General features: G+C 40.3%; 15 protein-coding genes. 7 read left to right on the plus strand and 8 right to left on the minus strand.

All coding sequences use genetic code 11. From position 1 onward, the window contains the following. On the plus strand, positions 1 to 225 hold a 225-nt coding region (gene sctS, locus AB7E63_RS11875), incomplete at its 5' end, for a type III secretion system export apparatus subunit SctS (RefSeq protein WP_428419579.1). A 24-nt stretch (positions 226 to 249) separates the two neighbouring features. Further along, a complete protein-coding gene (locus AB7E63_RS11880) occupies positions 250 to 1,107 on the plus strand; it encodes an EscT/YscT/HrcT family type III secretion system export apparatus protein (RefSeq protein WP_006341496.1) in 858 nt (285 codons plus the stop codon). A gap of 2 nt (positions 1,108 to 1,109) precedes the next feature. Here AB7E63_RS11880 and AB7E63_RS11885 read toward each other — a convergent pair whose 3' ends face one another. From AB7E63_RS11885 to AB7E63_RS11900, 4 genes are read right to left on the minus strand one after another with little or no spacing between them, the layout of a single operon-like run. Then, on the minus strand, positions 1,110 to 2,360 hold the full coding sequence (locus AB7E63_RS11885; RefSeq protein ID WP_006341495.1) for an exo-beta-N-acetylmuramidase NamZ family protein: 1,251 nt from the start codon (positions 2,358 to 2,360) through the stop codon (positions 1,110 to 1,112). A gap of 6 nt (positions 2,361 to 2,366) precedes the next feature. Continuing rightward, a complete protein-coding gene (locus AB7E63_RS11890) occupies positions 2,367 to 3,230 on the minus strand; it encodes a DUF2156 domain-containing protein (RefSeq protein WP_006341494.1) in 864 nt (287 codons plus the stop codon). A 37-nt stretch (positions 3,231 to 3,267) separates the two neighbouring features. Then, on the minus strand, positions 3,268 to 4,029 hold the full coding sequence (locus AB7E63_RS11895; protein ID WP_006341493.1) for a polyphenol oxidase family protein: 762 nt from the start codon (positions 4,027 to 4,029) through the stop codon (positions 3,268 to 3,270). A 19-nt stretch (positions 4,030 to 4,048) separates the two neighbouring features. Next, positions 4,049 to 5,236: a UPF0158 family protein gene (locus tag AB7E63_RS11900; protein WP_006341492.1), complete on the minus strand. Its 1,188-nt coding sequence runs from the start codon at positions 5,234 to 5,236 to the stop codon at positions 4,049 to 4,051. A gap of 182 nt (positions 5,237 to 5,418) precedes the next feature. Here AB7E63_RS11900 and AB7E63_RS11905 point away from each other — a divergent pair, with 182 nt between their 5' ends. After that, a complete protein-coding gene (locus tag AB7E63_RS11905) occupies positions 5,419 to 6,429 on the plus strand; it encodes a hypothetical protein (protein WP_006341491.1) in 1,011 nt (336 codons plus the stop codon). Here the strand turns inward: AB7E63_RS11905 and dapF are convergent. The 3 genes from dapF to murA form a co-directional block, all read right to left on the minus strand. Continuing rightward, positions 6,407 to 7,207 (minus strand): diaminopimelate epimerase, encoded by an 801-nt coding sequence (gene dapF / locus AB7E63_RS11910; protein WP_006341490.1) that lies wholly within the window; start codon positions 7,205 to 7,207, stop codon positions 6,407 to 6,409. The genes AB7E63_RS11905 and dapF overlap by 23 nt on opposite strands. A 5-nt stretch (positions 7,208 to 7,212) precedes the next feature. Next, positions 7,213 to 7,812 (minus strand): ATP-dependent Clp protease proteolytic subunit, encoded by a 600-nt coding sequence (locus tag AB7E63_RS11915; RefSeq protein ID WP_006341489.1) that lies wholly within the window; start codon positions 7,810 to 7,812, stop codon positions 7,213 to 7,215. Positions 7,813 to 7,957: 145 nt separating this feature from the next. Next, positions 7,958 to 9,361 (minus strand): UDP-N-acetylglucosamine 1-carboxyvinyltransferase, encoded by a 1,404-nt coding sequence (gene murA, locus AB7E63_RS11920; RefSeq protein ID WP_006341488.1) that lies wholly within the window; start codon positions 9,359 to 9,361, stop codon positions 7,958 to 7,960. Between the two features lie 299 nt (positions 9,362 to 9,660). Here murA and ispF point away from each other — a divergent pair, with 299 nt between their 5' ends. Continuing rightward, complete coding sequence (ispF, locus tag AB7E63_RS11925; RefSeq protein ID WP_006341487.1) at positions 9,661 to 10,152, plus strand: 2-C-methyl-D-erythritol 2,4-cyclodiphosphate synthase; 492 nt, start codon at positions 9,661 to 9,663, stop codon at positions 10,150 to 10,152. 128 nt (positions 10,153 to 10,280) lie between these two features. Then, positions 10,281 to 10,529, plus strand: a complete 249-nt coding sequence (locus AB7E63_RS11930) for a hypothetical protein (protein ID WP_006341486.1) — start codon at positions 10,281 to 10,283, stop codon at positions 10,527 to 10,529. Positions 10,530 to 10,910: 381 nt separating this feature from the next. On the opposite strand, the gene AB7E63_RS11935 is transcribed toward AB7E63_RS11930, so the two are convergent. Next, entirely contained in the window at positions 10,911 to 12,068 is a 1,158-nt protein-coding gene (locus AB7E63_RS11935; protein WP_006341485.1) for a sulfite reductase, read from the minus strand. Positions 12,069 to 12,277: 209 nt separating this feature from the next. On the opposite strand from AB7E63_RS11935, the gene AB7E63_RS11940 reads away from it, so the two are divergent. Together AB7E63_RS11940 and AB7E63_RS11945 are read left to right on the plus strand one after the other, a co-directional pair. Then, positions 12,278 to 13,132, plus strand: coding sequence for an efflux RND transporter periplasmic adaptor subunit (locus AB7E63_RS11940; RefSeq protein ID WP_006341484.1), 855 nt, complete (start codon positions 12,278 to 12,280; stop codon positions 13,130 to 13,132). Continuing rightward, a partial coding sequence (locus AB7E63_RS11945; protein WP_428419580.1) for an ATP-binding cassette domain-containing protein occupies positions 13,129 to 14,422 on the plus strand: 1,294 nt, incomplete at its 3' end. The genes AB7E63_RS11940 and AB7E63_RS11945, both read left to right, overlap by 4 nt.

The following is a 14,422-nucleotide window of genomic DNA, read 5'->3' on the forward strand; positions in this document are numbered from 1 at the left end:
TTTTTATCAGCTCCTCCACTCTTGGTGAGTATGTTTTTTGGATTTTTGGTCGCGATTTTCCAGGCTGCGACGCAGATTCAAGAGCAGACCCTTTCCTTTACAGTCAAGTTATGCGCTGTGACACTGACATTGATGTTCTTAGGTGGGTGGTTGGGAGCTCAAATTATGACATTTGCTTCTAATATCTTTCAGCATTTCCCTGAATGGAGCTTAGCGACACAATAATGAGCCAAATAAAAGTCAATCACCATGCCTGAAATTCAACAAGAAGCTTATATCTCTGTTTTTTTGAACAGTGCGCTTGCCACTGGAGAAGTCGAAGGGGTATTGACGATTTTTTTGCTATTTTTAGCTAGAATGTTTCCCATTATTGCCCAGTCCCCTTTTTTGGGAGCGCGTGTTTTGCCGCACCCCGTTAAAGTGTCATTGGCGATTTCTTTGTTTGTAATTTTTTTCCCACAAATGCTTTTGCTGACAACCACTCCCATTGGATTCAATTTCAATGCGCTGTTGCTTCTATTTAAGGAAATTTTGATTGGGTTTATCTTAGGTTTTATTATCAGCATACCGTTTAGTATTGTTCAAAACGCGGGAATGATTATCGATCATCAACGCGGCGGTGCGAGTTTGATGGTCAATGACCCTACTATTCAAAACCAATCGTCTCCGGTGGGCACACTACTAAACATGGTATTGATTTTTCTATTTTGGGTCGTAGATATTCCTTTTCTATTCATCGATGCTATTTTTACTTCCTATGAAATTGTTCCTCCGGACCAGTTCATCAATCCGAACTTTTTTGATGCTGCATCACCTTTTCGAAAGACTCAAATTGAACTATTAAACAAAGTGATGGTGGTCTCCATTCAGCTAGCAACACCAGCTTTGTTGGCCATTTTAATGACAGATGTGTTTTTAGGGATTGTGAATCGCTTGGCTCCACAAGTACAAATTACGTTTTTGGGGATGCCGCTAAAATCACTTTTAGGTCTTGGAGTGATTTGCTTTGGATGGAATCTTTTGACCACACAAATGGTTAAAGACTCCTATGTTTGGTTGAACTCTATTAATGATGTCTTCAAATTAATGAAAACCCCGATTCCATAGCTTTAGAAGGCATAATCGGGGATCAGGTATTTGATTCTTTTCTTTTCAAATTGTTCTCTTTCTTTTTGATGCAGGCTGAGCAATTTCCACGTGCTGTACTGCTCTTGCTGAAGGATTTTAAAGACTTCATCTGTGCCATTGACCTTATTGAAAATATCTTGACGATTCTGGGCTTTTGCTAGAGCCTGCTGAAAATGTGTTTTGTACAAAGTTTTTAAAATTCCTAAGATTAAATATTGTGTGGAAACGGGCTTATATTTAGCTGGGTTGGTAATCAGAATTAACACACCTTGGCAATCTTGCTTGGCAAATTTTCCGTAATAAGGACGATATTTGAAAGGTTCAAAGTGAACCCCGGGAAAATCTTGCTCATTGAGTTTCTTTGCTAACGTCGTTCCATTAATCCAAGGTGCTCCAATGAGTTTGAAAGGTAACGTATAACCAATGCCGATGCTAACAAGTTGTAATTCTCCAATAATACCTGTTGTCGGGTAATAAAAAGTGGTATTTGCCTCAGGGATGCATGGACTTGTCGGAATCCAGGGAAGACCTGTGTCTTGGAATATCATATCTCGTCGCCAGCCTTTCATGGGGATAACGGTAAGCTGACATCCAATTTGGTATTCTTGATTAAAGAACTGGGCGAGTTCTCCGATGGTCATCCCATGGCAGTAAGGGACATTGATATATCCAACAAAGGATCTCCATTTTTCTTCAAGCATGGGTCCATCAATAATAAGGCCCCCCAAGGGGTTTGGGCGATCCAAGACCCAAACAGGAATGTTCTTCTTAGCAGCTTCTTCCATCGCATAAAAAAGAGTCGTGCTGTAGGTGTAAGAGCGAGATCCGATATCCTGGATATCGTAAACTAATATGTCAACACCTTTTAGCATTTCGTCGGTGGGTTTTCGTGTTTTGCCATATAGGCTGTGGATTGGAATGCCATCAGGATCAACCTTTGATTGGAGCTCTTGCTCTGCATAGACATCCCCATCTAACCCATGTTCAGGGCCAAAGAGGGCGACTAGTTTAAAACCCTTGGATTTAGCGTGGGTTTTAAAGAGCTGAATCGTGGAATGTTTTTTTTCATTGAAAGCTGTGTGATTGGTGATGAGCCCGACTTTTTTTCCTTTTAAAAGGGAGACATAAGGCGCATTCATTACACGGTCTGCGCCGACTTGAATTTGGGATTCTATGCCATGCAAAGTTGTACATGCGCATAACCAAAGCAGTAAAAAGTAAAATCGATGCATAAAACCTCAAACTAAAGAAATCCACCATTTATTGACGAGTTGATCAGGCTCATAGGCCTCTTTGGCCTGCCTAAGAGAAGGAATTCCCAAATCCTGTTCTAAATTAATCCACAAAGTATCTTCTGAAAGATGGGCTGCAAAGTCTTCATACAGAAAAGGAGTTAGACCCTTAATTGCATGTAAAGCTTTTGAAAAGTGTAAAATAGCTGTGGACGGAGTGAGTTTTTCCCCAATCGTAAAAGCAACTGGAGCCCCATCCACGTAACACATACGCCCCATAAATTGGAACGGTTTTAAATGTTTTAAGGCTTCTTGGCAAGGATAAAAATCGGTTTCATCTGCCGGAAAGGAAGATTGTTTTTGCCATTTTTCTAAAACTTGTAAAGCATCCGTATAATCGCATTCGCAAAAGGACTCTGTATGCACTTCATGCTCTTGAGTGAGCTGATGGAGGAGATTGCGTCGGCTACTTAATTTTCGCCCAGGTAAAGTCTTTAATTTATCGACAGAAAAAAGATAATCGGATTGATCGCGGTTATATCTTGCTTGCACAGGAAAATCTTTGAAACAATCCAACCATTGATCTGGAATAGGAAATAAAGGAGCGATTTTTAAAAGTTCAAGAATACGCTCTTTAGATAATCTATCCGGATGAAACGTGGGAATTAAAAAATTTTCCCCGCTCCTAGAAACGCCTCTCACCAAGACAAGATTGTCTATGTGTTTGACTTCATACGCATGCTGTTTACGAAATAGAAAATTGTTGGGAAAGCTATATTCAGATAGGACAATTCCATTTTGTTGACAAAGTGTTTTCCACTGAGAGTCAAGTATAGATTGATGTTCCAAAGCTAGTGGAGACCATGACATAAAAACACTCCGAACGTAAGATCCAAAAGTCGATATTCTAAATTTTTTTAGCAAGCATTGCAAAGGTTCCGTTTCTTCCTGTTATACCATCGCGGCGGTAAGAAAAAAAATCTAAAGAAAGGGAATAGGTATTCATTTTTGCAATTTCAATGTGATGAGGCAAAACGCCACATGCTTTTAGCTGCATTTGACTGATGGACCATAAATCAAAATAGAGAGGGCGAATTTGGAAATCCCAGAAGTGGGAAGGGAGTTCTGTTTGAAAATGCTTAAACTCCGCATTTTCTGGACCGAGACTGGGTGAAATGCCTACTAAGAGGTTTTCAGGTTTTGTTCCAAAAGTTGTTTGCAGATACCGAGTGGTTTTTTGAAGAATGTTTTGAACATTGCCTCTCCAGCCCACATGCACGTTGGCAAGAGCTTGCGTGATAGGGTCAAACATGATAACAGCTTGACAATCTGCATGCATGACAAACAATGCCTGTTCTGAGAGATTTGTGACTAGCATATCAGCTTCTTGTGGGGAAGCGTTCGCATCTTTAATATGCCAGATATGATCTCCATGGCATTGTTTAGCCACGTGAATAGAGGGGAGTTGATGTGTGGACTGCACCTTCTCAAGATTTTGGGCAATTGCTAAGTGTTCGTCTTGGGTACTATATAAACCCAGATTTAAACTTGAAAACGAGCCACTGCTAAAGCCTCCTTGGCGTAAAATAGTGCCATGTTGGAGGCCTTTGCAGTCAGCTAATAACTCAAATTCTAGCCATTCGATTCCATTTTTTTTGTGACGAAGCATGTGGATAGAATCTCAAAGCTTATTTTTTTGTTTTTTGCTTAGCTCCAGGTGTTGTGCGGCGTAATAAAGCTTTTTTAGGTTTTGCAGGGGCTTTTTCCGCAGCTTTTTTCGTTTTAGCAGCAGGTTTTGCTTTTGCAGGAGCTTTACTTTTCGTTAGGCGCTTTGCTTTTGGTTCTTTTGCGGCTTTTGCTGTAGATTCTTTTTTCTTACCTTTAGAAGCTTTTGGAGAATCGTCTACATCCCAGTCGTCATCTTCATCATCTTCCTCATCGTCATCCCAGTTCTCTTGCACAACGGGTTTGGTTTTTTCAACTTCTCCTTCCACCCATCGATTGGAAAGATGTCGAAGCGTTTCCAATTTACTGGATAGGTCAGTCACGTTGAGATCAACATCACCTAGCAAGTGAGAGCGGCGATGTGCCATTAATTCTTCTCCACTTTCAAATTTAGAAGAGAAGGTTACATCAAATGCACTCGAAATATCTGGAGTGAACAGGAGTGGAAGAATCGGTGAAGGTACTGTGATATAGATATCAGTCGTCATTTGCGGTTCAATTTCTTGTTTTACCGCTTGTTTAGGAGGGCGACCCCGTTTTGGTCGTGGATTAAGTGCTTCGCTGGAGTAATAAGTCTTTGCTTTAGCCGTGAGGACTTTACGTGCCGAAGCAATGTCGTTGCTGACTTTTGGTTGAAAAAGATTGCGTTTCAATTTTTCAATCATATTTTTGGCTAAATCAAGATCTTCTTCAAAAACGAAGTGAAAGTTATGACTGCGCAGCCATTCGATAATGCGAATGCGAGAGCGCTCTTGGTAATACTGCTGCCATTTTTCAAGTTCTGAGTGATGATCATAGATAAACTCAAGGAAATGCTCACGCGCCTCTTTAGATTGAATGATATCTAAAAGTTTTTCCTTTGTGTCAATATCGTAGACTTTTTCGTTGACGAAACCTTCCATAATTTTTTTTGTTTCGTAAAAAGTCAGTTTTGGTATGAGGCAATAGCGTTCCGGGTTATTTTTAAGCTCTTCCTCAAACGCATCCAAATCCTCTTGTGGCTTATCTAGATCGACATAAATAATGAAGCCTTCTTGTCTATCTAAGTAAAAATCTCTTTCATCATCCGATTTTGCAAAAGCTTCCATCAAGCGATGGCTGCGTAAGATTAAAGGATTTTGTGCTTGGAGCTTAACTTTGGTATTGCTCATTGACTCTCCCTAAAGAAAAACGTGAGTTCATAAATTTCTGAATTTGACTCGATTGTACTGAAAATAAAGAGTTCCATTCAACCGAAAAGGGGGATTTCAGAATAAATGATGATTTATACAAATTGTAAGTAAGATGTTTTTGTATTAAAATGATTACATAGACACGAAAAGGAGCTTTTAAAATGAATCGCATCGATCAATTCACCGACCAAGCCAGTCGATTACTGTTTTTTGCCGTTGAAGATAAGAAACATAGTCTAGCGGTAGAGGAGTGGGTTGCTTCCCTTCCCGAAAATTTAACCCCTCTTCAACAAAATCAAGCTTACGCTGCACTCGATTTGATCGACACACATTTGCGTCGTAAAACAAAACGGTTATTTTCGATTTTCATGGCGAAAGCTAAAAAAGAAAGAATGCGGAAAGCGATGGATCTGATTCAGGAGGCAAAAACCCGGCTTTCCTACGATTCGAGCTTGACAAGTGAAGTGGAGGCCCGCCTAAAATTTTATGGCAATACAGCGCACCGATTAGGGATTAAAAGGGCCGCAGAACATGATGCTTTAAGCATAAAAGTAATGAGCGCTAAATTTTGGGAGCACGCAAAGAATTATTCCGAGTATGAAAAGTATATGCGTTTATTTTTTCAAGGTGAGCATATGTTGATTGAAGAAAATGAAACCTATGCTTTGTATGACTGCTTGAGAGTGGCACGGAGAGGGGCTTATTTAAGAGGTTCTAGTCACTATGATCACGGAACAATTAATGGAAAGACGGGAGGCCCTCCGCCGATGAATAAGACAATCACGGCCGTCGCGAACCCTCAGTACGCAATCACAGGACCCCAAATTAAGTCTTTGCTTTTTGGGCGGGTTAAATTAGCCGTCGATGAAAAGGACAATCCTCTCTTTGGAAAAACCTTTGAGCAAAGCTGTCAAGAAGCCGGGAAAAAAAAGAAAGAGGCTCCTAAACGTTTCAAACAATATACTTTTGTTCAGACAGAATGGGCGCCAGATAGTGATACTATTTATTCAAAAAACTTTTGGAAGCACCGCGTATTTTCTTTTTTTCTTTACAAATGTCGAAAGCTATTCCATTTCGAAAAGCCTAATGTGGGACCGTATGGCTATGGGCATGCTGATAAGGGATATAATGCTAAATCAAATCCAACGCTTATCCGGCTAAAACCCCTTTAAAAGTACAAATGGCAGGGCCTGTTAGGCGTACATTGCGGAATTTTGTCGTTTTTTCAAATTGAATTTCAAGATTATCTCCGGAGCGTGTTTTGATCGAAACAGGTGAGGAGATTCCTTGTATTTTGGCGGCAGCAATCGCAGCAGCTGTTGCTCCTGTGCCGCAGGCCAATGTTTCTTGTTCGACACCTCTTTCATAGGTACGTAAAGAAATTTCCTCTTTTTTAATTTGAGCAAAGTTGACATTGACCCCTTTTGGAGAAAAATGAGGGTGAGCGCGAATTTTAGGGGCGAGTGTCATCCAACGAGCTTCTTCAAGTTCATCAACAAATATGACAGCATGTGGCACGCCCGTATCCACCCAATGCACGGTGAGTAGTGTTTGATCCACTTCAATTTGTGTATCCCATTCAATTTCTGCTGGATCTGTCATAGATATCGTGATCGAATCCCCGAAGGGAAATGCCTCTAAAAGAGAGTGCATGGTTTGGATGGTGTAGTGTTTTTTTTGAATGCCAATTTCTTGAGCAAATTTGACTAGGCAACGAATGCCATTACCACACATTTCTGTTTCGTATCCATCCGCATTAAAAATTCGCATGCGAAAATCGGCGATATGGGAGAGTTCAAGAAGAATTAAGCCATCGGCTCCAATTCCATGTCGCCTCAGGCAAAGACGCTCAATGAAAGAAGCATCGCGATCAGGGAAACGTTGATCGCGATTATCAATCAAAATAAAATCGTTGCCGCAGCCACTGTATTTTGAAAAAGAAAAGTTCATTTAAGTTAGCTTAAATCTTTGTAGGATTCGACAACTCCACTGAGAAGGCCGAATTCATAAGCTTCTTGCGCGGACATCCAAGTATCTCGATCAATGGCTTTTTCAATAGCCGCAAAATCTTTACCCGTTTCGCGCATGTATAACTCAATGAGGGTGTTGCGTGTTTTTAACATTTCTTTTGCTTGGATTTCTAAGTCCGTTGCCTGCCCTTTAATCACACCACCAATTAGAGGTTGGTGAATCATAAAGCGAGAGTTAGGAGTCGCAAATCTTCTTTTGGGTGCTCCAGCTAAACTTAAAACAGAACCCATTGAGGCGGCTAATCCGGTTACAAGAGTCGTAACAGGAGAAGAAATCATTTTGATTTGGTCCCAAATTGCAAAACCTGAGTCAACGGAACCTCCAGGACTATTAATCACAAAAAGGATAGGTTTTCCTGGGGCAGTCAATTCGAGATACCACAATTTTTTAATGATATCTGCGGCTGTATTGCTATCAACGGCATCGCTTAGAAAAATGCGTCTAGCTTCGAGAAGCGCACGATCGATTTTTTCTTCCGTTTTAGGGGTCGGAATGGAATCTTGGTCTTGATCATTTTTAGGCATTGTGGTCTCCGATTTAAAATTCAAAAGAGATGGTCTATGAAATAAGTCTCTTTTAGAGCTCATTATCCTGTTTCACTCTCCTTTTTTCAAGCAGATTTCGCTCAAACAATCAAACGAAACTTAAGAGAAAAGGATAGCTTTGGTTTTAAGCAAGCTGTGCTTCTGCGACCATTGGAATACTTGGTTTTTGAATCTCTTCAAATGTAGGAGAAGAATTCTTCTCTAACTTGATTCTAGAGGCTTCAGCTCCAAGGCTTTGCAGTTTTCCTGCGAGGTTTTCATAGCCGCGATCTAAAAAGTGTAAGCCTGAAATTGTACTTTCGCCAGATCCAAGCAGTGCTGCCATGACATAGGCAAAGCCTGCGCGAAGGTCAGGAATTTTAATTTCCTTACCTGTCAAAGGAGTCGCTCCTTTTACGATAATACTGTGGCAGAAACTTTGTGCGTTGAATCGGCATTCTTTTCCCCCGAGACATTGTCTAAATAAGGTGATATCCGCTCCCATACTTCCTAAAACTTCTGTGTAACCAAAACGATTTTCATAAACCGTTTCATGGATAACGGAGGAACCAGATGCTTGAGTTAAAAGAACGACAAAAGGCTGCTGCCAATCCGTCATAAAACCTGGATGGACATCTGTCTCAAGATGAAGGCCGCCCTGTAAAGGCCCATCATAGAAAAATTCGATGCCATTGCTTTTAATGTCAAAACCACCACCTACTTCACGAATTTTGTTTAAAAAAGTGATCATATTGTAGTGTTGAGCGCCTTCTACGAAAACTTTTCCTTTAGAAGCAATGGCAGCCATACCCCATGAAGCCGCTTCAATGCGGTCAGGAATAACAGTGTGTTCAACTTCGTAAAAACGACGTGTTCCTTGAATGCAAATCGTACGGTCCACATCGTAAAAAATGTTGGCTCCAAGCTTTTGGAGGAATAAAATGAGTTCGATAATTTCAGGTTCTGTTGCTGCATTTTTAATCACAGTCATTCCACGCGCAGTTACAGAAGCCAAAATGGTATTTTCAGTAGCCCCTATGGAAGGATAGGGAAGGTGAATGATTGTTCCTTTAAGTCCATTGTGAGCATGTGCAAAATAGGCGCCCTCTCTTTTCATCTCTCGGTATTCAATGGAGGCTCCCAATTTGCGTAGAGCATCGATGTGGAAATCGACAGTGCGGCTTCCGATTGCGCAACCGCCAACAGTGGGAACGATAATATCTTGATCCGTTCGTCCTAGGAGCGCGCCGATCATCAAAATAGGGATGCGATTAGATCCTGAAAAGCGTTGAGGGACATAGGCGGTTTTAAGTTCTGGTGTGACGACTTCCATGCAGCCTGCTTCTCGGTCCCAATTGACCTTCATGCCGATTTCTTGGCATAGAGAGACCGTGACCTCCACGTCTCCAATATTAGGAACATTGTAAAACGTGCATTTTTTATCAGAGAGCAAAGACGCAACAAGCAGCTTTGTCATTGCATTTTTTGCACCAGCAGCTTTAACAGTTCCGTTTAAACGTGCGCCGCCTTTAATTTTGAGTATTTCCATGAGACTCACAAGTCGCTTTTAGAGGGATAAGAATCGTTTTTAATTATATAGATGAAGACAACCTCTTCTTAACAGTCTGAGTATTTAAATTCAATATAAAAGCTGAAATAACGTGTAATAATGGGGTCCAAGCTATACTAAAAGGTAGAAGTAATTTGATTTCTTAATTCTTTTCCATAATAAAGGTTCTGTATGAATTCATTTTTATCAAATTTGAAAGAACAATTTTTTCTTTTTTATAAAAAGGTTTTTCTGCAATATGGCTGCTGATTTATGGATTTTTAGCAGGAGACCTTCGTATGTCTAAAAAAATTAGAACGGGACTAGGACAAGACAGCCATCGCTTTTTGCAACCCGATTCATCTAAGCTTTGCATTATTGCAGGGGTGATTTTTGATGATACCCCAGGATTTAATGCAAATTCTGATGGAGATGTTGTGTATCATGCCATTTGCAATGCGATCACTTCGCTGTCCGGTGTTCTTATTCTGGGGGGGATTGCCGACGATCTATGCTTAAACGATGGAATTACAGATAGCGAAGTTTATCTAAAAGAAGCCTTAAAAACTTTAGGGAAACAAAAAATTGTGCATGTAGCGATTTCATTGGAAGGGAAAAAGCCTAAGTTTAAAGACAAAATTCTTCAAATGCGTGAGAAGATCGCACAGGTGATGGGATTGAGTGTAGAAGAAGTGGGCATTACGGCAACTTCTGGGGAAGGATTAACTGATTTTGGATGTGGAGATGGTGTTCAGTGCTTTGCCATCTTAACGACCGAGGAAGACATTTAATCGATATAACTCACTTGAGCTATATCAAGGTCTGCCAAAATTCCCTGCTTCATACGATGTTAAGCCATTTCTCTGCTTTCTAAAGTATCAGCTAAATATTCAAGGCGCAATTCAATGGAGGATTCTAAATGAAAAATAATTTTATCGTGATATTGCTTGGATTGACATTGATTTCCTCGATGCTATTAGCTGAAACCAATAGCTCTAGTGCTTTTCGAGCCAAAGATGGAAAACATGGTTCTTATGGCTATGGGAATAAAAAGGGTGAGGATGGAGATCTCGGACAGAAAGGTGAATCCGGTCAGGATGGCGGTCATGGAGGAAATGGTGGTGGTAGCGATTTTGGACAAGGGGGAAATGGCGGAGATAGCGACTAAAAATTCCACTATTTATATGTATTTTCTTTTCAAGGTAAAGTTTTTTATCTTCTAACCAAAAAACTTAAAAAAAGTAAAGCGTACGACAGACATCCCTAAAATTGGAGAGTTCTGCTGGAACGAATTGTCGACTTCTAATGTTCAAGAAGCAAATTTCTCTTTATTGGATGGCTTACATTTTCATCACCCAGATCCTACTGGCGCCCCTATTGCATGAACCGCTCAAATATAAATTTCAAAGAATGGCTGATAGAAGGTTAATTTTTCTATCAGGCATTCATTTTCGACCTTGCAATCAAAATAACTCTATGATGATCGATTGTTTGGTATCTCTGCAGTCAATTTTGGTTGGGTTATTTGAACCTTTATACTTATTGCTTTTTAGTAAACATCCCGCAAATACCTTTTTTCACTTTTCAGTGTTTTAAGGTATTTTTCAGTCTCTGCTTCATCTAGCTTTCCGTGTGTACTCACAATTTGTTTAAGTGTTTTTTCTACGTCTTTTGCCATTTGATGCGCGTCGCCACAAACAAAAAGAGTTGCTCCATTTTGGAGCCATTCGAAGACCTCGGCGCCTTTTTCAAGCAAAAGATGCTGAACATATATCTTTTGTTCTTGGTCACGTGAAAAAGCAGCATCTAAACGTAAGTTTCCTTTTGCTTCCAAGTCTCTCCAATAACCTTCATAGAAAAAGTTATGGGCTCTATGCCATTCTCCAAAGAAAAGCCAATTTTTCCCGGGTGCATTTTGGGCCATTCTTTCTTGCATAAAAGCGCGGAAGGGGGCAATGCCTGTTCCTGGTCCAATCATAATCATAGGGGCATGGATGTTTTCTGGAGTCGTGAATCCGTGGTGAGCTTGAACGTAGAGAGGGACGACAGATTCATTTAAAGGGGCTAAATGACATAAATAATGCGTGCAAACACCCCGTTTTATTTGTTCATCTGTCAGTGTGTGAGGAAGGGCAACAGTCAGGTGCATTTCTTCACCGACAGCTTTCATAGAAGAGGCGATTGAATAAAAGCGGGGAAGAAGAGGCATTAAGCAATTACAGAGTTCTTGTAGATCCCATTGAACTTCTTGGTGTTCTTCTAAAAATTCCCACAGGCCATGTTCTTCCAGATAAGATTTCAGTAGAGGCTGATTTTCACTTTGCAAAAAATAATCGAGTTGGGCTTTTTTATCAGCGTCCAGCTGTCTAGCAGCAGTTTCTGTGTATAACTTGCGACTGACTGTTGTAATAGCCGCTTTTGTTGTTAAAAATGTACGAAGAGGAAGTGTTTCTTGAGCACGTTTGTCAAAAACGATTTCGTCTCCGGAAGCGTTTAAAATTTGCAATGTTTGATCGACAAGTTCGACATCGTGTTGAGGGAAAATAGCGACGCTATCCCCAACAGCATAAGAGATTCCAGAATCTTTTAAATCCAAAACTAAATGATAGGTATTTTTTTTGGAGCCGGGATTGCAAAGCGAATATCTCTCTTTGATTGTGGCTAAAAAAGGATTTTTACGATCATAGATTTTTGAAGGAGTAGACATATTATAAAAAGCCTAAATTCTATTATTAAAGCTTCTATTTTCTCTTAAATTGTAACTTTTGTCTATAAAAAAAATAAGAACACTTAAATTTTTAAATGAGGAAATGCAAAATTTGTTTAAAGCATTCATTTGTGGGTTCCCTTGACAACCTTTTCTAAAAATGGAATATAGGGTTTTAATTTAAAAAATAAATGTGACGCGAGACGAAAATGAAAAGAGCTTTGATTATTTTCCTGATCTGTATTCTACTTGCAGCAGGAATATTCGCGATTTACAAGTATTTTTCAGGGAAAGACCGGTCTAATGAACTGATTCTTTATGGAAATGTCGATATTCGGCAGGTTGATCTAGGCTTTCGTGTAAGTGGACTGGTTGAAAAATTATTTTTTGACGAAGGTGATGAAGTTCATGCGGGAACATTGGTCGGAGTTCTTGATAAAAAAATCTATGAAGATCAGGTCGCACAAGCTGAAGCGAACGTCAAATCGATTAGTGCCAATTTAGCGAATGCAGAGAAGCTCTACAAAAGAAGGCAAGAGCTACTTCCGTCAGGATCTGTTTCACAAGAAGATTTAGATGATGCTTATTCAAATTGGAATGTTTTAACCGCAAATTTAGAACAATCTCAAGCCTCTTTGCGTGTTGCACAAGATAACTTGTTTTATACAGAAATGTATGCTCCGACAGATGGGTTTATTTTAACCAGAATTCGGGAACCAGGTTCTGTCGTCAAAGAAAGTGATCCTGTTTGTACGGTTTCCATTAAATCTCCCTTATGGATTCGAGCCTATGTTTCAGAGGGTAATTTAGGAAAGATTTACCCCAACATGCCAGCAGAAGTTTATACGGATACTCCCACTATGCCTGTCTATCATGGACATATTGGTTTTATCTCACCTGTTTCCGAATTTACTCCGAAAACCGTGGAAACCACCCAGTTGCGGACCGATCTTGTTTATCGTTTAAGAGTCATTGTAGATGACCCAGATCGATATTTACGACAAGGCATGCCGGTAACAGTGAGACTTAAATTGGGGGATGATCCCCATCAGGAACAATCGTGAGTGATCTTGTTCAAATCAATCAATTAACTAAAATTTTTGAAAAAGGGTCAGCTCCGGCCCTGGATTGTATTCAAGCATCCGTTCCGAAAGGGAAAATTGTGGGGTTAGTCGGGCCCGATGGTGCAGGGAAAACGACTCTGATTCGTCTCATGGCTGGATTGCTTCTACCTACAAAAGGAAATATATCGGTAGCTGGGTTTGATACGGTTAATGATGCTGAAGAGATTCATCTCATTCTTGGATATATGCCGCAAAAATTTGGTCTTTATGAAGATTTGAGCGTTCAGCAAAACCTTGATCTTTACGCAAGTTTGAGGGGCGTGCCAAAAAATGAACGCAAAGAAACGTTCGAAAAACTATTAAAATTTACATCTTTAGAACCTTTTACAGAGAGACTAGCAGGTGCTCTTTCGGGAGGGATGAAGCAAAAACTTGGGCTGGCCTGTGCATTGATCCGGACACCTCAGTTATTATTATTGGATGAGCCCAGCGTCGGAGTTGATCCTGTTTCTCGACGTGAATTATGGAAGATGGTTCACCAGTTGATTGATGAAGGTGTGTCAGTCCTTTGGAGCACCGCTTATTTAGATGAAGCTGAGCAATGTGATAGCGTTCTTCTATTAAATGAAGGCAAGATGTTATTTAACGGGATTCCCCAAGATTTGACAAAGCGAGTACAAGGACAAACCTTTAAAATCGAACATATCACAGGACGGAAGCGGGTTGTTTTAGTAAAGGCTTTATCTTCGGAAGATGTGATTGACGGGGTCATTCAAGGTCGAGATGTACGGATTGTTTTTAAAGGAAAAAGCCATCGTTTAGATCTGAATACATTGGGAGCTGGACCTGAAGCTAAGCTCGAGGAAACGCCTCCTCGTTTTGAAGATGCCTTTATTGATATTTTAGGTGGGGGGCCGAGCGGTGAATCAGAACTAGCCAAAATTACCAAACCAATAAAGCCTGAAGAAACACCTGTCGTAGAAGCCATCGGCTTAACTAAGCGATTTGGAGAATTTACAGCCGCAGATAACATTACTTTTAAAATTAAGAGTGGAGAAATTTTTGGATTATTAGGTCCAAATGGAGCGGGTAAATCGACCACCTTTAAAATGATGTGTGGATTGCTGAAACCTACAGCAGGGGAATCATTTGTGACAGGGCTTAATTTGCAGGATGCTCCTGGCGAGGCTAGGGCCCAAATTGGCTATATGGCACTAAAATTTTCTCTCTACGGAAATTTAAGCGTTATGCAAAACCTGCAATTTTTTTCAGGGATTTATAATCTCACAG

Source organism: Parachlamydia sp., from assembly GCF_050255895.1.
GTDB classification, from domain to species: Bacteria; Chlamydiota; Chlamydiia; order Chlamydiales; family Parachlamydiaceae; genus Parachlamydia; species Parachlamydia acanthamoebae.